The following is a 20,684-nucleotide window of genomic DNA, read 5'->3' as shown; positions in this document are numbered from 1 at the left end:
CGGAGGCTCGATCATGGCAAACACGGCTACGGTCGACGAACTCGGGCACTCGCCCGAGGTTCGAGGCAAAAACTACCTGAACCAAACTGCTGGCGTCTGGTCCTGGCTGACGACGGTCGACCATAAGCGCATCGGCATCATGTACCTGGTGTCGGTGCTCGTCGGCTTCGGCCTCGGCGGCATCTTCGCCCTTCTCGTCCGTCTCGAGCTCTTGACGGCGAAGAAGACCATCATGGACGCCTCGCAGTACAACCAGGCGTTCACGCTGCACGGCGCAGCGATGGTGTTCCTCTTCATCATCCCGTCGATCCCGGCGTCGCTCGGGAACTTCTTCCTGCCGCTGATGATCGGCGCGAAGGACGTGGCCTTCCCCAGGCTCAACTTGCTGAGCCTGTACCTGTACTGGATCGGCGCGATCTTCATGCTCGCGGCGATCGTGACGGGCGGCGTGGACACGGGCTGGACCTTCTACGTGCCCTACGCCTCTGGCGTGTCGACGACGTCGGTCATCTCGGCGACGTTCGGCGTGTTCGTGATGGGGTTCTCGAGCATCCTGACGGGGCTCAACTTCATCGTGACGCTGCACAAGCTCCGGGCCCCGGGGATGAGCTGGTACCGCATGCCGCTCTTCCTCTGGTCGCTCTACGCGACCAGCATCATCCAGGTGCTCGCGACGCCGGTCCTCGGCATCACGCTGCTCCTCCTCATCTTCGAGCGCGCGTTCCACATCGGCATCTTCGATCCGACGCTCGGCGGTGACCCCGTCCTGTTCCAGCACTTCTTCTGGTTCTACAGCCACCCGGCCGTCTACATCATGATCCTGCCGGGCATGGGCGTGGCGACGGAGATCCTCGCGACGAACTCGCAGCGCCGGGTCTTCGGGTACAAGGCGATCGCGTTCTCCAGCGTGGCCATCGCCCTCGTGTCGTTCCTCGTGTGGGGCCACCACATGTTCGTCTCGGGGCAGAGCGAGCTCTCCTCGGCGATCTTCTCCTTCCTGACGTTCTTCGTGGCCATCCCGAGCGGGGTGAAGATGTTCAACTGGCTCGGCACGCTCTGGGGCGGGTCGATCCGGTTCACGGTGCCGATGCTCTACGGCATCGCGTTCCTCTTCCTCTTCGGGATCGGCGGTCTGACGGGCCTCTTCCTCGGGATGCTGAGCGTCGACCTGCACCTGCACGACACGTACTTCGTCGTCGCCCACTTCCACTACGTGATGATGGGCAGCACGGCGATCGCGTTCTTCGGCGGCCTCCACCACTGGTGGCCCAAGATGACGGGCAAGATGTACGACGAGAAGCTGGCGCGCGTGGGCTTCGCCCTCACGTTCATCGGCTTCAACTGGACGTTCTTCACCCAGTTCATCCTTGGCACGCGTGGCATGCCGCGCCGCTACTACAACTACCTCGACCAGTACCAGCCGCTGCACGCGTTCTCGACGTACGGCTCGTGGGTCCTGGGCTTGGGCTTCCTCATCACGTTCATCTGCCTCGCCCGGTCGCTGAAGACCGGCGCGCCCGCGCCGGCGAACCCGTGGGACAGCGCGACGCTCGAGTGGCAGACGCAGTCGCCGCCGATCACGGAGAACTTCGAGAAGGCCCCCATCGTGACGCTGGACGCGTACGAGCGTCCTGCTGAGGAGACTGCTTGATGAGCGCGAAAGCCGAGGCTTTGGGCGGCGCTGAGGAGACGAAGCTCTCCCCCCAGTTCCACGTCGCCCACCACTTCGACAAGGCAGACACCCAGTTCGACGCAGGTCGAATGGGCGTGTGGCTCTTCTTGGTGACGGAGATCCTGCTGTTCGGCGGCTTGTTCTGCGCCTTCGCCATCTTCCGTAGCAAGTACTTCCCGTCGTTCGTCGAGGCGCACCACCACCTCGACCGCGTGATGGGCGGCATCAACACCATCGTGCTGATCTCGTCGAGCTTCACGATGGCGCTCGCGGTGCGCTCCGCGCAGAAGAACGAGAAGAAGAAGACGACGCTCCTGCTCGCGATCACCCTCGCGTGCGCGGCGATGTTCCTCGTGGTCAAGTACTTCGAGTACAGCCACAAGATCCACGACGGGCTCCTGCCCGGCGGGAACTTCACGGCGGCGGATTTCGCCTCGGGTCACCCGGGCATCTTCTTCGCCATCTACTTCATGATGACCGGGATCCACGGCGTGCACGTGGTCATCGGCATGGGCCTCATCCTCTGGATCCTCCTCCGGAACCAGAAGAACGAGTTCTCCAGCCGCTACTACGCGCCCGTCGAGAACGTGGGCCTCTACTGGCACCTCGTCGACCTCGTGTGGATCTACCTCTTCCCGCTCCTTTACCTGGTCGGCTGAGCCCGGAGCAGAGCGCACCATGAGCACCTCGCACGCAGAGCACGACCACGGTCACGGAAGCGGAAACGGCGATCACGTTCCGCACGTCCTGCCGTTCAAGGTCTACATCGGCACGTTCAGCACGTTGCTCTTCCTCACGGTCGTCACCGTGGGCGCGAGCTACGTGGACCTCGGCCACATGGGCAACCTGATCGTCGCCCTCTTGATCGCCACGATCAAGGCGTCGGTCGTCGCGCTCATCTTCATGCACCTCAAGTGGGACCATAAGTTCCACGCCATCATCTTCGTCTCCGCCCTGTTGTTCCTCGCGGTCTTCATCGGCATCACGATGAGCGACACGCAGTTCCGCGGCGAAGCGGAGGCGATCGAGGCGAAGAACCCGGTCGATCTGAAGGACCCGTTCAAGGCCGAGCGCGCCGGCGACGTCGCCGTCCCCAAGGCGGCGGCCGCGCCCGCCGCCGCCGGCTCGGCCGCCCCGGCCGCCGGTTCGGCCGCCCCGGCCGCGACCCCCGCCAAGCACTGAGTTTTTCGCGTCCGCGCTGGGGGGCACGCTCGGGCAAGCCGAGCGGCGCCCCCAAGCTCCAAGCGAACGCAGTCCTCCGCCTCCTCCACGTTTCCGAGAGCCGCGAACCGCTCGACACCGGGTTCGGACTCGCCATAGTCTGGCGACCCGATGTCGGCCCGTGTCTCCGTTCCCCCCATCGCCGCCGCCGAGCCGGGGACGGCGCGTGCGGCGGGTGGTGCACCTTCCGGGGGACAATCGTCCGTCAGGGCCGTCCTTTCGAGCGCGGATCCGATCCCCGAGGGGACCGCGGCGCGGTGGCTGATCCAGCTCCGCTGGCTCGCGATCCTCGGCATGGGCCTGACGACGGCGACCGGAAAATGGTTCGTCCCGGAACTCGCGGTCACGCCGGTCTTCCTGATCCTCGGCTTGCTCGTGATCCTGAACGGCTCGTTCGCGCTCGTGCTCGGCCGCATGCTCCGTCACGAGCAACGCCTCGTCGCCGGGCAGATCACGTTCGACGTGATCGCCCTCGGCGCCGTGTTGTGGGTCACGGGCGGCACCGGAAACCCGTTCGCCGCGTTTCTCGTCTTTCAGATCGCCCTGGCGGGGTTTCTCAGCAGCGGGCGCGCCGTCCTCGCGATCGCGGGCCTGACCGTGGCCGTCGGCGCGCTCGTCTCGTTCGCGGATCCGCTGCCGCTCGCGTCGGCGCCGCTCGGCAAGGAGCGCGTCCACCACCTCGGCGCGTTCGTCTCGCTCGCGTCCGTGGCTGGGTTCCTCGGCGTGTTCCTGTTCGTGTATGCGCGGAGGCTCGACGAGCTCCGGCAACGCTCGCTCCGGAACGACAAACTCGCGATGCTCGGCCGCGTGGTCGGCGGCATGTCGCATGAGCTCTCGACGCCGCTCGCCACGATCCTGCTCGCCGGGCGCGAGCTCTCGGAGCTCACGAAGGACGTCTCGCCGGACGCCGCCGAGCTCGCGCGTACGATCGCGGGCGAGGCGCAAAGGGCGAGCGACATCATCGGCCTCGTGCGCGGATACATTCGGCCGGATCAGCGGTGCGAGGAGGTCGAGCTCGGCAAGCTGGTCACGGAGATGGCGGGGCGTGAGCTCCGGCGGCTCGCGTACCGGGGCGAGATCACGATCGACGCGCCTGCGCCGGTGCACGTGACGGTCATGCCTGCGGGCCTCTTGCAGGTGCTGGTGAACGTTTTGACGAACGCGACCGAGGCGATGGTGCGGACGGCGAAGCCGCGGATCGAGATTGTGGTGCGGGACGGCGGTGATCACGTCGAGATCGTGGTCGACGACAATGGGCCCGGGTTCGCGTCGGAGATCCTCGCGCGGCTCGGCGAGCCGTTTCAGACGACGAAGGAGCGCGAGGGCGGGATGGGGCTCGGGCTGTACGTGAGCTCGGTGCTGCTCGATCGGATGAACGGCATGCTCAGCGTGGACAATGGGATCGAGGGCGGGGCAAGGGTAACGATCCGGCTCGCGCGCCGTGTGGCGTCGCGTGACTGGGAGGTATGAGGATGCCTCGCAAGATCGAGACGGCGCTGCTCATCGACGACGACGACGCGTTTCGCACGACGCTCCAGGGCGCGATGCGGCGGCGCGGGGTGCAGGCGCGGACGGCGGCGACGGTGGAGGAGGGGCTGGTCTCGCTGGAGGACGCGCCCGTGGATCTCGTGGTCGTCGATTACCGCATGCCGCGCGTCGACGGTCTCACGGCATTGCCGCGGTTGCGCCGGCTCTGCCCGGAGGCGGCGATCGTGATGCTCACGGGATTCGGGGACATCCCGCTCGCGGTCGCGGCGGTGCGCGAGGGCGCGGACACGCTCTTGACGAAGCCGATCGACGCGGATCGATTGCTGCGGGAGGCGACCGTCCTGTTCGAGCGGCCGCGCGCGCCGTTTTCGGGGGCGCCGCCGTCGAGCCGGACGACGTACAAACTCGACGAGCTCGAGCGCGACGCGATCAACGCCGCGCTCAAGGATTCGGGGGGGGTGATTGCGGTGGCGGCGAAGCTGCTCGGGATCGACCGCCGGACGCTCCAGCGGAAATTGAAAAAGTCGTCCTGACGAATCAGGCGTGAACGCGGGTGGATTTGCCGTTCTTGGCCTTCGCCTTGACCTGCTCCCGCCCGAGGATGTCTGCCAAAAACCGCCCCGTATGGGACTCCGGCACCCGCGCCACCGCCTCCGGCGCGCCTTCCGCGATCACGCGCCCGCCGCGCGCGCCGCCTTCGGGGCCGAGGTCGAGCACCCAGTCGGCGAATTTGATGACGTCGAGGTTGTGCTCGATCACCACGACCGTATTCCCCGCGTCCACGAGCCGTGCGAGCACCACGAGCAGGCGCCGGATGTCCTCGAAATGCAGGCCCGTCGTGGGCTCGTCGAGCACGTAGAGCGTGCGCCCCGTTTGGGTTTTTCCGAGCTCGCGGCTCAGCTTCACCCGTTGCGCTTCGCCGCCGGAGAGCGTCGTCGCGCGCTGGCCGATCTTCATGTAGCCGAGGCCCACGTCCACGAGTGTCGTCAGGATTCGCTTCAGGGCCACGTGGTGCTCGAACATCCCGAGGCATTCCTCCACGCTCGATTCGAGCACCTCGGTGATGTTTTTCCCTTTGAAGCGCACCGAGAGCGTCTGCGCGTTGTACCGTTTGCCGCCGCAGACCTCGCAGGGCACGTACACGTCGGCGAGGAAATGCATCTCCACCTTCACGACGCCGTCGCCGTGGCAGCTCTCGCAGCGCCCGCCTTTCACGTTGAAGCTGAATCGACCCGAGTCCCAGCCGCGCGCCCGCGCCTCGGGCAGGAGCGCGAAGACCTCGCGGATGTGGTCGAACGCTTTCGTGTACGTGCCCGGGTTCGAGCGCGGCGTGCGTCCGATCGGCTGCTGATCGATGGCGATCACCTTGTCGAGCACGTCGAGCCCCTCGATCGTGTCGTGCGCGCCCACGGGGCCCGTCGCGTCGTGCAGCGCGCGGCTCAGCGCCGGGAGCAGAATGCCATTGACGAGCGAGCTCTTCCCTGCGCCGGAGACGCCCGTCACGGCCGAGAGGACGCCGATCGGGATGCGCGCATCGACGTTTTTCAAATTGTGCTCTCGCGCGCCTTTGATCTTGATCCAGCCGCTCGGCTTCCGGCGCTCGGCGGGGATCTCGATGCGGCGGCGGCCGGAGAGGTAATCGCCGGTCACGTTGCCTTTGGCCTCTTCGAGCTCCTCGGGCGTGCCGGCGAAGAGCACACGGCCGCCCTCGTGGCCGGCGCCGGGGCCGAAATCCACGACGTGGTCGGCCGCGCGGATCGTCTCCTCGTCGTGCTCGACCACGACCACCGTATTGCCGAGATCCCGCAGGCGCCGTAGCGTCGCGATCAGCCTCTCGTTGTCGCGCTGGTGTAGGCCGATGCTCGGCTCGTCGAGCACGTACATCACGCCCGAGAGCTCGCTGCCGAGCTGGCTCGCGAGCCTTATGCGCTGCGCCTCGCCGCCGGAGAGCGTGGTCGCCGAGCGATCGAGCGTCAGGTAATCGAGCCCCACGTTCATCAAGAACCCGAGCCGCGCCTCGATCTCGCGCGACGCGCCCTCCGTGATCCGGGCCTTGCCGCCGGGCAGGGCGAGTGTCTGCACGAAATGAATCGCGGCGCCCACCGTCATCGACGTCACCGCGGCGATGTTTTTCTCGGCGAGGAGGACGGCGAGCGTCTCCGGGCGGAGGCGCCTTCCTTCGCAGGCGTCGCAGGGCATTTCCCGGAAAAACTTCCGGTAGACATCCCGCGCCATGTCGCTCGTCGTGTCGCGGAAGCGCCGCTCCAGGTTCGGGATCACGCCCTCGAACTTCATCCCGAAGGTCCCGTGGCTCTCCGAGCCCTCCTTGCCCCATTGCACGGCGATCTTCTTGCCTTCGAGCCCGTACAGAATGAGCTCGCGCTTCTTCGCCGAGAGCTTTCCGAACGGCGTATCGAGGTCCACGCCCGTCGCCTTGGCCACTGCGTCCGCGATGCGGAACGTCCAGCCCTCGCCGCGCGACATCGCCGAGGCCCAGGGCGCGATGGCGCCCTCCCGGAGCGAGAGCGCCGGGTTTGGCACGATGAGATTCGGATCCGCTTCGAGCCGCGTGCCGAGGCCGCTGCATTTCGGGCACATGCCGAGCGGGCTGTTGAACGAAAAGCTCTGCGGGCTGAGCTCGGGATAACTCTTGCCGCAGCACATGCGCGCCTGGCTGAAGGGGCGGGGGGTTTCCCCCTCGACGTCGACGATCATCTCGCCTTTGCCTTCGCGCAGCGCGAGCTCGATGCTCTCGGCGATGCGCGGGCGATCCTCGGCGCGCACCGTGATGCGATCGGCGACGAGCGAAATGTCGTGCCAGAGCTTCTTGTCGAGGCGGGGCAGGGGATCGAGCTTCTCCATGTTGCCGTCGACGATGACGCGCGAAAAACCGCGCGTCGCGAGATCTTCGAAGATCTCCTTGTGCTCGCCTTTCCGGTGCACGACGAGCGGGGCGAGAAGGGTGGCGCGGCTGCCTTCGGGCAGCTCCAGCAGCGCCTCGACGATCTCGTCGACGCTCTGCGAGGCCACGGCCTTGCCGCAGGTGGTGCAACGCTGCTCGCCGGCGCGGGCGTAAAGCACGCGCAGGTAATCGTAGATCTCGGTGATCGTCCCGACGGTGGAGCGCGGATTCGAGGACGCGCTCTTTTGCTCGATGGCGATCGTGGGCGAGAGGCCGGAGACGTGCTCGACCGACGGGCGATCGAGCTGGCCGAGGAATTGCCGGGCATAAGCCGAGAGCGTCTCGACGTAGCGGCGCTGGCCCTCGGCATATAGCGTATCGAACGCGAGGCTCGACTTGCCCGAGCCGCTCGGGCCGGTGAACACCACGAGCTTGCGCTTGGGGACCTCGAGGTGCTCGATGCGGAGGTTGTGCTCGCGGGCGCCTTTCACGACGATGAAATCGGGCTCGCGGGCGGCGGGGATCTCGTTCTTCGTCCTGGTCTTGCGCATGGGCGGTGGTTTGTCCTCGTTAAATCGCGCGCGCCTGGGCCATAGCACGTTCGTCCGTCCGTGTCTTCCCGAAACGCCATGTCCGTTCCCATTCGAATACACGTTCGTGTATACCGCGTTACGAGAAACACGGTAGAATGGTGTTTTCGTGACCACCCCGGAGACTTTGGGTACCAGGAAGCGCCGGTGCATCCTGACCTCGGAGCTCCGGAGGGACGTGGGGGGTGGCATTGGGCGCGCTCATCTGGCTCCTGCGTATCCTCGATCTCGTGATCGTCGGGTACGTGACCCTGTTTTTTCTGATCAACCTACGGTTCGTCCTGGTCAGTTATCGTCGCATTCGACACGAGCTCACAGCCGAGCTCGTTCGTCCCGCGTCGCTCTCCGAGCGCGACGCATTCTTGCCCGTCGTTTCGCTGCTCGTACCGGCCTACAACGAGGAGGTCACGATCGTCGAGAGCCTGAAATCGCAGCTCCGCCTGCGCTATCCGGCCTACGAGATCGTGATCTGCAACGATGGATCGAAGGACCGGACCGTCGAGGTCCTGCTCTCGGCGTACCCGTTCGTCCCGGCCGTGCTCGAGCGCGCGAGCGGGCTCGATACGGCCGAGGTGCGCGGCATGTGGGAGTGCCGGACGGGCTTGCCCGAGAACGTCAAGCGGATGGTCTTGATCGACAAGGAGAACGGCGGGAAGGCGGACGCGCTGAATGCAGCGACGAGCGTCGCCGCCGGCGAATTCGTGACCAGCATGGACGCCGATAGCCTGCTCGTCCCGGACGCGCTCCTGCTCGCCGTGCGCAAGGTGATGGAGTCGCCCGACGATACGGTGGCCGTGGGCGTGCAAGTCGGGCTCTCGAATGGATCGACCATCCGCGAGGGCGAGGTGAAGGAGCTCGCGCTGCCGACGAGCCTCATCGGGAAGCTGCAGATCGTGGAATACATGCGATCCTTCGCGAAGGGGCGGACGGCCTTGTCCGAGGACAACGCCGTGCTCATTCTCTCCGGTGTTTTCGCGCTGATCCGGCGTGACGTACTTTTCGAGGTCGGCGGCTTTCTCACGCGCCACGTTCGCTCCAGGATCTGCATCGAATACTGCACGGAAGGGGCGCACACGGTCTGCGAAGACATGGAAATCGTGGTGCGGCTTCATCGGTATCTGCTCGACAAGGGCAGGCCGGGGAGAATCGTCTGTTTGCCCTTCGCGGTCACGTGGACGGAGGCGCCCGAGAATTATCGGGACCTCGGGAAGCAACGAGCAAGGTGGTACCGGGGGCTCTGGGAGGTCATGAGTTATCACCGCGCGATGCTGTTTCGGCCGCAGTTCCGGCAGATCGGCCTCTTCGCGATGCCGTATCAGCTCGTGTTCGAGGCGCTCGCGCCGCCGACCGAGTGCGTCGGATACCTCCTGCTCGTCCTGACCTCGATCTTCGGCGCGCTCTCCGGCAAGGCATTGCTCGCGTTCATGGGGCTCGCGATGGCCATGAATTTCTGCCTGTCGACGCTGTCGATCGTGCTCTGTACGTTCTCGGCGCGGCCCGGGCGGGGGCACGCCGGCACAGCGTCGCTCGTGCCCTACCCGCGGGCGCGTGACGCGATTGTGCTCTTGTTCGTGGGGATCTTGTCGAATCTAGGATATCGGCAATACCTGGTGTTCTGGCAGCTCCGAGGCCTCTACGATTTTTTGAAGGGGAAGAAGGGCTGGGATAAGTTTGGGCGCAAAGGGTTTGCGCCCGCTGCCCCCGCCGCACAGCGGGCTTGACGTCGGCATTCAAAGAGGATCGGGGGAGACGGTGAGTGCCCTTGTCTTGGTCCTGTACGTGGGTCTCGGGATCGCGGTCGTCGCGCTCGTGCCAGGTATCTCGGTCATCGGGCGTGAGGCGCTGCGGCGGCGGCACGAGCGGCGCGCGGTCGAGCGGCTCGCGGCCGCGCGGAAGGTGCTCTCCAGGCTGCGCGTCGAGCCGGCCGCGCGCGTGGCGCGATCGCTCGCGCAAGGCTTCGATCGCAGCACGATCCTGGCCGTCCTGGAGCAGGCGCTCGACGAGGAGGCGCGCTGCGCGGTGGTCTGCGAGGAGCTCGGCTTGCGCGCGGCCTGGGAGCGCGCGCTGCGCGAATCGAAATCGTGGAACGAGCGGGCCCACGCGGCGCGGATGCTCGGCAAGCTCGGCGCCGCGTCGGCGAGCCCCGCCCTCGCGTCGGCGCTCGCGAATCCGCATGAGGACACGACGGTGCGGCTCGCCGCGGCCGAGGCCATTGGATCCATTCCCGACATCGCGGTGCTGCCGCACCTCTGCGAGGCGCTCGCGTCGCAGGGCGAGGGGGGCGCGAAGGTCGTGGCCGAGGCGCTCATTTCCTTCGGATCGGACGCGGTGCGGCCGCTCGTGGAGATGCTCGACGACGAGCGTGTACAGGCGCGGACCTGGGCCGCGCGGGTGCTCGGGAAGATCGGCGATCCGGGGGCGACGTTGTCGCTCGTGGCGCAGCTCGGCGACGGCAATGCCGCGGCGAGGACGGCCGCGGCAGAGGCGCTCGGGCATATCGGGGATCCGCGGTCGACGCGGCCGCTCGTGAGCGTCGTCCTGGGCGATCCGTCGAGCGGCGTGCGCGCGCGGGCCGCGGCGGCGCTTGCGCGGGTGGGCGACGAGGAGGTCGTGGGGACGCTCGTGGCCACGCTCGGCGATCCCGATCCGGAGGTGCGATCCCGCGCGGTGGACGCGCTCGCGGCCCTCTCGCCGAAGGATCGATCGGCGATCGAGCGGGCGCTCTTCGATCCGTGCGACGACGTGCGGCGGAGCGCGGCGCTCGCGATGGATCGGCTCGGAATGGTCTCGGCCTGGGCCGCGGCGCTCGGGGAGGCGACGGGCGAGGGGCAAGCGGCGGCGCGAGCCGCGCTCGTGGCCGTGGGGCGCGCGGGTTTGTCCGAGGCGATCGTCGCCGCGGCGCGGCACGAGGCGGGCGCGGTGCGCGCGGGGGTCTTTCGGATCCTCGGGGAGCTTGGTTCGTCCCGGCACGCGGCGGCGCTCGGGCGGGCGCTCGACGACGCGGCCGCGGAGGCGCGGGAGAGCGCGGCGCTCGCGCTCGGGCGCATCGGCGGCGAGCAGGCGGTGGCAATGCTGGGGAGGGACAAACCCGAGGGCGTCGCGCAGGCGGCGTGGATCGTGGCGCGCGCGCTCGCGGGCGTGGAGACGTGGGTCGCCGAGGCGCGGGCGCTCCTTTCGGACCCGGCTGCCGCGGCGGCGGCGCGGGCCGTCTGCGAGGCGGAGGGCGAGGCCGTGGCGCGGGCGTTCGAGGCGCGTGTGGGCACGGTGCGTCCTGCCGAGAGCGGCCGCAGGATGGTGACGCTCTCGCGTTTCGCCATTGCGGCGCGGCGCGCGGCGCGGCTCGAGGATCGGGTGCGGGCCATTCTGGAGCTCGCCGATCGGCGAGGGCCGGAGGCGACGGCGGCGCTCGCGGAGGTCGCCGTGAGTGATCCCTCCGCGGAGGCGCGCGCGCTCGCGGCGCGGAGCCTCGCGCAGGTGGAGGAGCGGTGGCTCGCGGTGCCCGCGCTCGTGCGGGCGCTCTCGGATCCTTCGCCGGAGGTGGTCTTCGAGGCGTCCCAGGCGCTCGGGCTCGGGGCTGGGGGCGAGGACAAGAAGGGGTGGCGCTCCTCGGAGGGGGCACCCTCGGAGCGGAATGGTGCGTCTCGACGAACGACGGGAAGCTTGTTCCTGGAGAAGGCGGGCGAGACCGCCGCTTGACGGCGCGCTGGCGGGGCCGTCCGTGCGGGCCCTCCCTGTCGTTTTTTTCTGCCGAACCTGACCTCGACGCGGACGCCGGCCCGCAATGCGTCCATGGGCTTTTTATGTCGAACACGCACGCCTGCGCCGAGCGCACATCGTACGGTCGCGACGGGCGCGGGCGAACCCCGGACGAACTCCGCGTGGGCGTCGTCCATACCATCCAAGAGATCCCTGCTGCGGTGCTTCCCGTCGTAATCGGGATCCTCCTCCCTTTACAGAACACAGTCTGCGGGCAATCCTCCCGTTGGGCCTTTTCTTCCTGACCATGGCGGCGTGTTCCCGGCCGTCGCCACTGCCCTGGGAGGTGTCATGCGATCCATGCCTCACGCGGCCACGCCGCTCACGCGATTGAAGTGCTTGGCTTTCTTTGGCGCCACGCTCGGCGCGACGCTCTCGCAGTCCTCGGAGGTGTCCGCCGCCGACACGTCTTATACCTTGTTCGAGAGCGGTCAGGTCCGTCCGATCGCGATGTCGCCGAGCGGACATCTGCTCTTCGTGGTCAATACACCCGACAATCGCCTCGAGATTTTTCGGCTCACGTACAGCGGCATCCTGGAGCATACCGGCTCCGTGCCCGTCGGACTCGAGCCCGTCGCGGTCGCCGCGCGCAGCAACAGCGAGGTGTGGGTCGTCAACCACATGTCCGACAGCGTGAGCATCGTCAACGTGCACGGGACCGGATGGGGCTCCGTCGTGCGCACCCTGCACGTCGGCGACGAGCCGCGCGATATCGTCTTCGCTGGTCCGAGCAAGAACCGCGCATTCATCACCACGGCCCACCGCGGCCAGAACGCGCCCTTCGACCCCCAGCTCACGACGCCCGGCGTGGGCCGCGCGGACGTATGGGTCTTCGAGGCAGGAAGCCTCGGCACGACGATGGGCGGCGCGCCGCTCAAGATCCTGAACCTCTTCGGCGACACGCCCCGCGCGCTCGCGGCCACGCCCGACGGATCGCGTGTTTATGCGGCCGTGTTCCATTCAGGCAATCGCACGACCATCGTCGACGAATCCCTGGTCCCCAACGGCGGCGAGGCGTTTGGCGGCGTGCCCGGGCCGAACACGAATTTCCAAGGGTTCCCCGCGCCCGAGGTCGGCGTCCTCGTGAAGTACAACGGCACGTCGTGGCGGGACGTCCTCGGCCGCCCCTGGGATGACGCCGTGAATTTCTCGCTGCCCGACAAGGACGTGTTCGTCATCGACGCCAACGCGAACCCGCCCAAGCAGGTCGCGGGCTCCGCGGGGTCCTTCTCGGGTGTGGGGACGGTCCTCTTCAACATGGCCGTCAATCCCGTCAATGGGAAGGTCTACGTCAGCAACACCGAGGCCCGCAATGACCTGCGCTTCGAGGGGGACGGGATCTTCGCCGGCGAGACGCTCCAGGGCCACCTGCACGAGAGCCGGATCACGGTGCTCGGCCCCGGCGGCGTCGCCCCGCGGCACCTCAACAAGCACATCGATTATTTCGATCTGCCGGCGCCTCCGTCCGTGAACCAGAGGAGCCTCGCGCAGCCGCTCGGCATGGCCATTTCGAGCTCCGGCACCACCCTGTACGTGGCCGCGTTCGGGTCCTCGAAGATCGGCGTGTTCAATACGGCCGCGCTGGAGAACAACTCCTTCGTGCCCAGCACGTCGAGCCACATCCCGCTGAGCGGCGGCGGACCGACGGGCATGGTGCTCGACGAGGGCCGAGCGCGCATGTACGTCCTCACGCGCTTCGACAATGCGATTTCCGTCGTGAGCCTGTCGACACGCCAAGAGCTCGCCCACGTGAAGATGTACAACCCCGAGCCGGCGAGCGTCGTCGCGGGGCGGCCTCTCCTCTACGACGCGCGGCTGTCGTCCAGCAATGGCGAGGCGGCCTGCGGGAGCTGCCACATCTTCGGTGACATGGACGATCTCTCCTGGGATCTCGGCAACCCCGACGGCACGATCCTGAACAACCCCGGGCCCTTCAAGGGGCCCTTGTTCATCAATCCCGATTTCCACCCGATGAAGGGCCCGATGGCGACCCAGAGCCTGCGCGGCATGGCGAACCAGGGCCCGATGCACTGGCGCGCCGACCGCACGGGCGGCAATGACGAGCCGAGCGTGCAGTCGGGGACGGGGGCGTTCGACGAGGAGGCCGCATTCCGGAAGTTCAATCCCGCGTTCGTGGGCTTGCTCGGCCGAACGGCGGAGCTTAGCGACGAGCAAATGCAGGCCTTCGCGGAGTTCATCCTCCAGGTCGCCTATCCGCCGAACCCGATCCGGAACCTCGACAATTCGCTGACGCCCTCCCAGCAGGCGGGCCGCGCGTTTTTCCTCCAGACGGCGATCCTCCCCGGGGGGATCACCTGCGGGACGTGTCATCCGATCGATCCCAATGCCAACCCGAACGATCGTTTCCCGGGCTTCTTCGGGGCCGATGGATCCTCGGGTTTTGGCGGACCGCCGCAGATCTTCAAGAACGTGCACCTGCGCAACCAGTACCAGAAGGTCGGCATGTTCGGCTCCGCCGCCGCCTTCGGCTCCGAGAACCCCGATCCCTTCCTGGGGGATCAGATTCGTGGCTTCGGCTTCACCCACGACGGGGCGACCCCGACGTTGTTCCAGCGCAGCTCCATTTTCGACGCGGGCACCCAGGTTTTGCCCGGGACCCTTCCGGACGGCGTCTTGATTGCGCCGGGGATCCCTCTCACATCCGCGGGGGACCAGGCGAAGCGCGATATGGAGGCGTATCAGCTCGTGTTCGACACGAACCTCGCGCCCATCGTCGGGCAACAGGTGACGCTCACGGTGATGAACCAGGCCTCGGCGGCAGCGCGAATCGATCTCCTCTTGCAGCGCGCGAACGCCCTCGAATGTGATCTCGTGGCGAAGGGCATCTCGGGCTCGTCTCCGGCGGTGGAGGTCGGCTACCTCTACATCCCGGAGATCCAGCGCTTCGTCGTCGATCAGCAGGCGATGCCGCCGATCCCCGACGCGATTCTGCGTTCGATCTTCCTCGCGACGAGCAGCTCGCTCACGTATACGTGCGTGCCGCCGGGCTCCGGGGTGCGCATCGGCATCGATCGGGATCTCGACGGATATCTCGACGGCGACGAGCTCGCCGCGGGGAGCAGCCCCGCGAATCCCCTGAGTACGCCCTGAGGAAACGACGCGGCGCGCGCGCGGTCATGCGCGCGTACGGGCGCGTGGTTTGTCGCCGAGGCTCCGGATCGCGAACGAGAGGCCATCCCGCAACGTCGCGAGCGTGATCACGCGGGAGAGGTCGAGGCCGAGCGAGACCATCGTCTGCGCCACGTTCGGCCGGATTCCGGTGATGATCCCCTCGGCGCCGAGCAGGCGCACGGCGCCGAGGATGTTCAGCATGTGGCTCGCCGTGCCGGTGTCGACGACGTCGACGCCGGTCAAATCGAGAATGGCAAAACGCGCTTGCAGGCGCGAGACCGCGGCGAGGAGATCCTCGGTCACCCGGGCGGCGCGGTGGCTGTCGACGACGCCGACCATCGGGAGCGTGATCACGTGATCCCATACCTGGATGATCGGCGTCTCGAGGTTCTGGATGACCTCCTGTTGCCGCTCGATCAGCGCGAGCTTGGTGTCGAGCTCCTCGCGGGTCCGCGTGGTTTCGGTGACGTTGAGCGATAACCCCACGACGTGCTTGACGGCCCCATGTTCGCCCCGCACGGGGATGTACCAGTTCTCCCAATACATTCCGTGTCCCGACTGGATGTCGTGGGCGGGCGTCCCCGCGAGGGCGATCCGGACCCCCGAGGTGCCTTCGGCGCCGTACATGACGTGGAGGTTCTGGCCGAGGAATGCGCCCCGCTCGATTCCGAGCGCGTCGATCCCCTTGCCGTCGTGGAAGGTGAAGGTGCCGCTTTCGTCGACGGCCCACACGATCAAGTCGAGGTGATCGAGCAGGAGCCGGAGGAGCTGTCCCAATTCGAGCGTCGAGGCGCGCGCGGGCGCGGACGGGGGCGCGAGGGCGGCAAGGCGCTCTTCCAGCTCGACGACCCGCGCGCGCAGCGCCCTGTTTTCTTGCTCCAGATCCTGATCGGACACGTCGTCGGCCTCCCGATGGGGGCACCCCAAAGGCACGCGGCGCCCGATCCAACGACGATACCCAAGGGGGTTTTGGCGTGTCAATGGGAGGTAGATCGAAAAATGCCTAGAAAACGGGCACTTCCGTCAGGGGGATTGGTCTCGGGGATCGCTCGTGCGCCGGCTCAAGGCAGGCGCGTCAAGCAAGCCCCGGAGACGCAAGCGACCTGAATCGTCGAGGTGTCCTCCGTGGTGTTCCCGTCCTCGGTGGTCGTGGGTTGGGCGATGCAATCGCAAAGCGCCTGCGCGCCGCATTCTTGCTCGGCCATCGAGACGGCCGGAACGTCCTTCGCGGCGAGGCCGATGGCCGCGAGGCTGCCGCAGCAATCGCGGACGTGCAGGATCTGGCTGCAATCCTGATCCGCGACGCAGCCTTTGCTCGCCGTCGGGAACTGCACGCTGTCGTCGAAACACGTGAGCATGAGCGGGACGTCGGAGCCGCCCGCGCCGCCCGAACCTCCCGCGCCGCCGGAGCCGCTCGGACTGCCGGAGCTGCCCGGCTCGACGGTGCTGCCACAGGCGAGAAAAAGGGGGAGCGCGGAGAAGGCCAGGATCGAACCAAGATAACGTCGAAGCTTCATGGCGTGATCATGCCGCCACGCGCCTCGGGCGTAAAGCGCCGCGCCGCCGGGGCTTTTTTCACCAGCGCACGAGCGCGCCGAGCTCGAAGGTGTGCAGCGTGATGCGCTCGGCGCCGGGAGGGCCGCGGAACGTGAGGTTGTAGAGCGGCATCACGCGCAAAAAGTCGTACGGCCAGAGGTCCGCGCCGACATAGACGGCGTCCGTGACGAGGTCGAGGATCTGAAACGCCGCCGGGAATCGTTCGGCTTCAGCGCCGTGCGCATAGCCCGCACGGAGCGCGAGCCAGGGCAGGAGCGTGCGGCCCGCCGAAAACGAGAACGCATGGACGAGGCGGCTCTCGCTTGCGCCCCGAGGATCCTCGACGCGGACGTGCGTGAGCCAATACGTCGCGTCGAGCCGCAGCTCGTCGCCAATCACGAGGCCGAGCGTCGGGCTGACCCCGTGCGTCTCGACGTTGCCCGTGTACCTTCGGTACGTGTACGCGAGGCCGCTCGTCAGCCAGGGCCGGATCGGCGCCGTGCCGTAGGCGCGGAGGCGGAGCAGGGGGATGCTCTCGGCCGGCGCGCCGAACGCAGCCTCGCCGCCGAGGGAAAAACCATGCCCGAAGAGCCACGTGGCCCGGCCGCCCCAGAGCGCGCCGTAGGCCCACCCGCCCGCCGCCGTCGACGGGCGCCCGCCGTGCTCGGTCTCCACGCCGAGGAGGAGCCTGCGCCACGCCTGCGAGACCTCGACGTCGACCTGCCCGAGCGCCGGCATGGGCGCGGGAAAAACGAGCACCCGCGTGGTGACCCGCGCATACCCCGTGGAGAGCCTTCGCGCGAGCGCGCGGAGTTCGGTGTTGCCGCCGGACGCGACGGAGGCCCGCTCCGCGAGCGCGTGCCCCGTCGTGAGATCGCCCCGCGCGTATTCGAGCCGCGCCCGGCAGGCGAGCAGGGCAGGGGTGTCCTTGCGTCGCGCCGCGTCGAGCACCGCCTCGGCCTCGTCCCACAGGCCTTGCCAGGTGAGCACGTCGAAGAGGGCGGACCGGACGTCGTCGTCGTCGGGGTGGCGCGAGAGGACGTCACGATACGCGGTCGCCGCCCGCGCGTGGTGCCCCTCCCAGGCGTCGAGCCGCGCGAGCCCGGTCCGCGCCTCGTCATCCCGCGGATCCCGCGCGAGGAGCGCCTCGTAACGCCGCCGCGCCGCGGGCTTGTCCCCGCCGTACGCGGCGTGTCGGGCCTCGTCGAGCAGCGCGTCGCGATCCTCGTGGAGCACCTCGCCGCCGTGGCGCGGAGGCGCCGCCGTGCAGGACACAAGCAGGAGCAGGAGGGTCGCCCAGAGAGGGCCCGCGAGCGCGCGGTGGCCCAGGCTCCACGCCTGTGCACGGTGACTGCGCACGGGCCGAGCCTCCCACATCCACGCGCGCCGCGCACGCCACGGGCGCGGGTTTGTCGCGCAGGATCACGCGCGAACGTGTCCAGGACGCGGCGATGGAAGAGGGGCGTGGATCAGTGGAAGCGGTACCCGACGCCGACGGGCAAGGCGATGGCAAACCCGTCCCACGTCTTGAGGAACGTGGGCCACGCGCTCGCGACCAGCGAGCCCGTCGTGAGGCTCTTGCCCTTGCCGAACTCGGCGAGCGTGTAGGAGACCTCGACCGCGGCGCCGAACGAGAAGCCAAAACCGGTCTCGTTTTCCTCGGGGATCGTGCGGCTGAGCAGGAGCTCGACCTCGTCGCCTCCATTGAGCGCGGCCCACTCGCTCGGGACCGCGCCGCGCGCGCCGTTGATGGTCGCGTTCTGTCCGCCGAACCCGACGACGACCGTGCCGCCGACCCAGAGGCGATCGTTCACGCGCACGCTGAGCGCGGGGCCGACGAGGAGCGAGTAGCCGCCCGTGACGAGGTAGCTGCCGAAGAAGCGGCCGCCGAGGTGCATCTTCTCGCTGAGCGCGTACCCCACGAACACCTGGCCGCCGACAGGGACGCCGATCGCAGGATCGACCGTGGCGTAACAGGCGCTCGCGTCACAAGCCTTGTACTCGGCCGCCTCACCGCCGAGCGGGTAGGTGATGCGATACTCGTACGTGAGGGACGAGAGCGCGTCCACGCTGCCGCCGCCGAGGAAGAGCTGCGCGCCGCCGAACGCGCCGACGTCCACGACGAGGCGCTTCGCGCGGTGGATCGGCCCCTTGCCGTCGTCGGGCTCCTCGGGTTTGTCCTTCGGCTTCGTATCACCGGGGGCCGCAGCGCCGCCGTTGGTCTTCGTGTCGCCCGTCGGGGTCGTCCCGGCCGGTTGGCCCGTCGCGCCGGTGTCCCCGCCGGCGGGTTTGTCCGACGGCGTCGACGCGGCGCTCCCGTCTTCGGCGAGCGCCGGAACCATGACGCTCTTGCGCTCGGATGGCTTGAGGCTGAGCGTGGTCTCCCAGGGCTTTCGGCCGGGCGCGGTCGCCACGATCTTGTGCTCGCCGGGATCCACGGGCCGGCCCTTGCCGAGCGCGCCGAGATCGATCTTCTGGCCATCGATCGCGATCTCAATGCCGGGCGTGTTCGCCGCGACAGACACGGTCACGCGCGGCAGCTTCGGCTCGATCGCCTTGCTGTTCGCGCGCGCGCGCGCCTCGACGTCCGCGCGCCCGGCCTTGCGGGCGTCGGCCTCGGCGTCGAGCATCTCGCCCCACGCGGTCGCGAGCTTGCCCTGTTTCTCGTGACAGAGCGCGAGATCGAGCAGCGTCGCGGGGCTCGGGGAGAGCTTGTACGCCTCGGCGATCTTGGGGCACGCCTCGTCGTACTTCTTCTCCGTGACGAGCTTCTTGCCCTCCTTGAGCAGCGCCTCGGCGTCGGCGGCGTCCGCGATCGCAAGGGGCGCGAGGCTCGCCGCGAAGAGGGCCGAAAGGAAGAAGCAGACGCGCGCGTGTCGTCGAGCAACGCGGCCGTCGTGGGGGACATGCACGTGGTTCGGCTTGTCTGTCTGGGTCATCGCATGGTCCGAAGGCGGGAGCCCGGAATAAGGAAAGCTACGAGCGTAGCGGGCTGGAAATCAATTTTTTCCTTCGTCCACGACGCTTGCGTCGACCGCACCGCGGTCGATGCAACCTGAGGTCCAGGGCTGTGCCCTGGTTCGGGTCCAGGGGCGAAGAGCCCCTGGTCGGGCCCGGGGTGAAGCCCCGGCGAGGCGTTGCTTTCAGCGAGAAATGAGGCCTCGCCACCAGGCGGTGGGCGCGCGGCCCTTGTCCTGGGGGGCGTCGTCCGGATCGGGGCCCTCGAGCTCGTCGCTGAGGCCGGAGAAGGTCTCGTCGGTGTCCCCCGTGTCGAGGGAGGAGGGGGAGACGGTGGGGTTTGCGCCCGTGAGCTTGAAAAGATCGGGCTGCAGGCTGTTCGGCCCGCCGGCGTTGTCCTGCTGCGTGAGGGATTTGAACTCGAGCAGCATGAGGTCGAGCATCTCGCCGATCATCGCGAGCCCGTCCTTCCGGACAGCCGGCGCGCCCGCGGCGCCGAGGACGAGCTCGGCGACCTCGTACTCGCTGACGGGCCTGCCGAAGCGATAGAGGAACCGCGTGAGATCACGGCCGAAATCACGCGCGGTCTGGTAGCGGCCGTCGCGATCACGCGCGAGCGCGGTGCGGAGGATCTCTTCGAGCTCCGGGGGGACGTCCGGGTTGATGGGCTTGAGCGACGGGATGTTCGACTCGCGCACGAGCTTGACGGTGCCGAGATCGGTCTCGCCGAGGAAGAGGCGGCGGCCGGCGAGCATCTCCCAAAGAATGATGCCGGCGGCGAAGACGTCGACGCGTTTGTCCACGCCGAGCTCCATGACCGTCTCGGGCGCGAGATATCCGAATTTGCCCTTGATCATGCCGGCGTCGCTGTTGGCGAGCTGGCTCGACGCCTTGGCGAGGCCGAAGTCCACGATCTTGCACTCGCCGTGGCGCGTGATGAGCACGTTCGCCGGCGTGACGTCGCGGTGGACGATGTTGAGGTGTTCGCCGTCGGGCGTGTGGAGATCATGGGCGTAGGCGAGGCCCTGGCAGATCTTCGCGGCGATGAAGCACGCGCTCTCGACCGGCATCGGCCTGCCGACCTTCTTCTGGTACTCGATGACCTGCTTCAAGTCGGCGCCGTCGACGTACTCCATGACGATGAAGTACGTGCTGTCGCCGACGCCGATGTCGAAGACGCTCACGACGTTGGAGTGCGCGAGGCGGCCGGAGAGGCGGGCCTCGTCGAGGAACATGTCGATGAACTGCTCGTTCTTGCTGAGGTGCGGGAGAACGCGCTTGATCGCGACCTGCTTGCGGAAGCCCTCGATTCCTGCGCTCTCCGCGACGAACACCTCGGCCATACCGCCCGAGGCGAGCCGCTTGATGACCCGGTAACGCTGGTTCTCCGACATCGCTGGTTCCTCGTGCCCCCCGCGCTTTGGAGAGT

At 68.0% G+C, this 20,684-nt stretch carries 14 protein-coding genes; 8 read left to right on the top strand and 6 right to left on the bottom strand.

Annotation, left to right across the window (positions count from 1 at the left end; genetic code table 11):
- The first annotated feature begins 13 nt into the window (after positions 1–13).
- From ctaD to E8A74_RS30930, 5 genes are all read left to right on the top strand, one after another.
- Positions 14–1,651 (top strand): cytochrome c oxidase subunit I, encoded by a 1,638-nt coding sequence (gene ctaD, locus E8A74_RS30950; protein WP_136932709.1) that lies wholly within the window; start codon positions 14–16, stop codon positions 1,649–1,651.
- On the top strand, positions 1,651–2,331 hold the full coding sequence (locus E8A74_RS30945) for a cytochrome c oxidase subunit 3 family protein (protein WP_136932708.1): 681 nt from the start codon (positions 1,651–1,653) through the stop codon (positions 2,329–2,331). The genes ctaD and E8A74_RS30945 overlap by 1 nt, the downstream gene beginning before the upstream one ends.
- A gap of 19 nt (positions 2,332–2,350) precedes the next feature.
- Positions 2,351–2,854 (top strand): cytochrome C oxidase subunit IV family protein, encoded by a 504-nt coding sequence (locus E8A74_RS30940; RefSeq protein ID WP_136932707.1) that lies wholly within the window; start codon positions 2,351–2,353, stop codon positions 2,852–2,854.
- A 150-nt stretch (positions 2,855–3,004) separates the two neighbouring features.
- Positions 3,005–4,363 (top strand): ATP-binding protein, encoded by a 1,359-nt coding sequence (locus tag E8A74_RS30935; protein WP_136932706.1) that lies wholly within the window; start codon positions 3,005–3,007, stop codon positions 4,361–4,363.
- A gap of 2 nt (positions 4,364–4,365) precedes the next feature.
- On the top strand, positions 4,366–4,914 hold the full coding sequence (locus E8A74_RS30930) for a response regulator transcription factor (RefSeq protein ID WP_136932705.1): 549 nt from the start codon (positions 4,366–4,368) through the stop codon (positions 4,912–4,914).
- A 4-nt stretch (positions 4,915–4,918) separates the two neighbouring features.
- Here E8A74_RS30930 and uvrA read toward each other — a convergent pair whose 3' ends face one another.
- On the bottom strand, positions 4,919–7,834 hold the full coding sequence (gene uvrA, locus E8A74_RS30925; protein ID WP_136932704.1) for an excinuclease ABC subunit UvrA: 2,916 nt from the start codon (positions 7,832–7,834) through the stop codon (positions 4,919–4,921).
- 224 nt (positions 7,835–8,058) lie between these two features.
- On the opposite strand from uvrA, the gene E8A74_RS30920 reads away from it, so the two are divergent.
- The 3 genes from E8A74_RS30920 to E8A74_RS30910 all read left to right on the top strand — a co-directional run bounded on the left by E8A74_RS30920 (position 8,059) and on the right by E8A74_RS30910 (position 14,740).
- Positions 8,059–9,594, top strand: a complete 1,536-nt coding sequence (locus E8A74_RS30920; RefSeq protein WP_136932703.1) for a glycosyltransferase — start codon at positions 8,059–8,061, stop codon at positions 9,592–9,594.
- Positions 9,595–9,625: 31 nt separating this feature from the next.
- Positions 9,626–11,569 (top strand): HEAT repeat domain-containing protein, encoded by a 1,944-nt coding sequence (locus E8A74_RS30915; RefSeq protein ID WP_136932702.1) that lies wholly within the window; start codon positions 9,626–9,628, stop codon positions 11,567–11,569.
- A gap of 360 nt (positions 11,570–11,929) precedes the next feature.
- Complete coding sequence (locus E8A74_RS30910; RefSeq protein WP_136932761.1) at positions 11,930–14,740, top strand: YncE family protein; 2,811 nt, start codon at positions 11,930–11,932, stop codon at positions 14,738–14,740.
- A 24-nt stretch (positions 14,741–14,764) separates the two neighbouring features.
- On the opposite strand, the gene E8A74_RS30905 is transcribed toward E8A74_RS30910, so the two are convergent.
- The 5 genes from E8A74_RS30905 to E8A74_RS30885 form a co-directional block, all read right to left on the bottom strand.
- Positions 14,765–15,658 (bottom strand): STAS domain-containing protein, encoded by an 894-nt coding sequence (locus E8A74_RS30905; protein WP_136932701.1) that lies wholly within the window; start codon positions 15,656–15,658, stop codon positions 14,765–14,767.
- A gap of 164 nt (positions 15,659–15,822) precedes the next feature.
- Positions 15,823–16,278 carry a hypothetical protein gene (locus tag E8A74_RS30900; protein ID WP_136932700.1) on the bottom strand — a complete coding sequence of 152 codons (456 nt, stop codon included), beginning with the start codon at positions 16,276–16,278 and terminating at the stop codon, positions 15,823–15,825.
- A 58-nt stretch (positions 16,279–16,336) separates the two neighbouring features.
- Complete coding sequence (locus E8A74_RS30895) at positions 16,337–17,656, bottom strand: tetratricopeptide repeat protein (protein ID WP_170229501.1); 1,320 nt, start codon at positions 17,654–17,656, stop codon at positions 16,337–16,339.
- Between the two features lie 110 nt (positions 17,657–17,766).
- A complete protein-coding gene (locus E8A74_RS30890; protein WP_136932698.1) occupies positions 17,767–19,236 on the bottom strand; it encodes a hypothetical protein in 1,470 nt (489 codons plus the stop codon).
- A 204-nt stretch (positions 19,237–19,440) separates the two neighbouring features.
- A complete protein-coding gene (locus tag E8A74_RS30885) occupies positions 19,441–20,649 on the bottom strand; it encodes a serine/threonine protein kinase (RefSeq protein ID WP_170229500.1) in 1,209 nt (402 codons plus the stop codon).
- Between the last annotated feature and the right edge of the window lie 35 nt (positions 20,650–20,684).

Source organism: Polyangium fumosum (assembly GCF_005144585.1).
Taxonomy (GTDB): Bacteria; Myxococcota_A; Polyangia; order Polyangiales; family Polyangiaceae; genus Polyangium; species Polyangium fumosum.
Note: the sequence above shows the minus strand (reverse complement) of the source record. Positions and strands in the feature narration are given on the sequence as shown.

Bases quoted from the DNA above. Each gene is read 5' to 3' on its own strand.
- E8A74_RS30885 (WP_170229500.1), bottom strand. From the start codon at position 20,649: ATGTCGGAGAACCAGCGTTACCGGGTCATCAAGCGGCTCGCCTCGGGC.
- E8A74_RS30930 (WP_136932705.1), top strand. From the start codon at position 4,366: ATGCCTCGCAAGATCGAGACGGCGCTGCTCATCGACGACGACGACGCG.
- E8A74_RS30900 (WP_136932700.1), bottom strand. From the start codon at position 16,278: ATGAAGCTTCGACGTTATCTTGGTTCGATCCTGGCCTTCTCCGCGCTC.
- uvrA (WP_136932704.1), bottom strand. From the start codon at position 7,834: ATGCGCAAGACCAGGACGAAGAACGAGATCCCCGCCGCCCGCGAGCCC.
- E8A74_RS30910 (WP_136932761.1), top strand. From the start codon at position 11,930: ATGCCTCACGCGGCCACGCCGCTCACGCGATTGAAGTGCTTGGCTTTC.
- E8A74_RS30940 (WP_136932707.1), top strand. From the start codon at position 2,351: ATGAGCACCTCGCACGCAGAGCACGACCACGGTCACGGAAGCGGAAAC.
- E8A74_RS30890 (WP_136932698.1), bottom strand. From the start codon at position 19,236: ATGACCCAGACAGACAAGCCGAACCACGTGCATGTCCCCCACGACGGC.
- E8A74_RS30935 (WP_136932706.1), top strand. From the start codon at position 3,005: ATGTCGGCCCGTGTCTCCGTTCCCCCCATCGCCGCCGCCGAGCCGGGG.
- E8A74_RS30945 (WP_136932708.1), top strand. From the start codon at position 1,651: ATGAGCGCGAAAGCCGAGGCTTTGGGCGGCGCTGAGGAGACGAAGCTC.
- ctaD (WP_136932709.1), top strand. From the start codon at position 14: ATGGCAAACACGGCTACGGTCGACGAACTCGGGCACTCGCCCGAGGTT.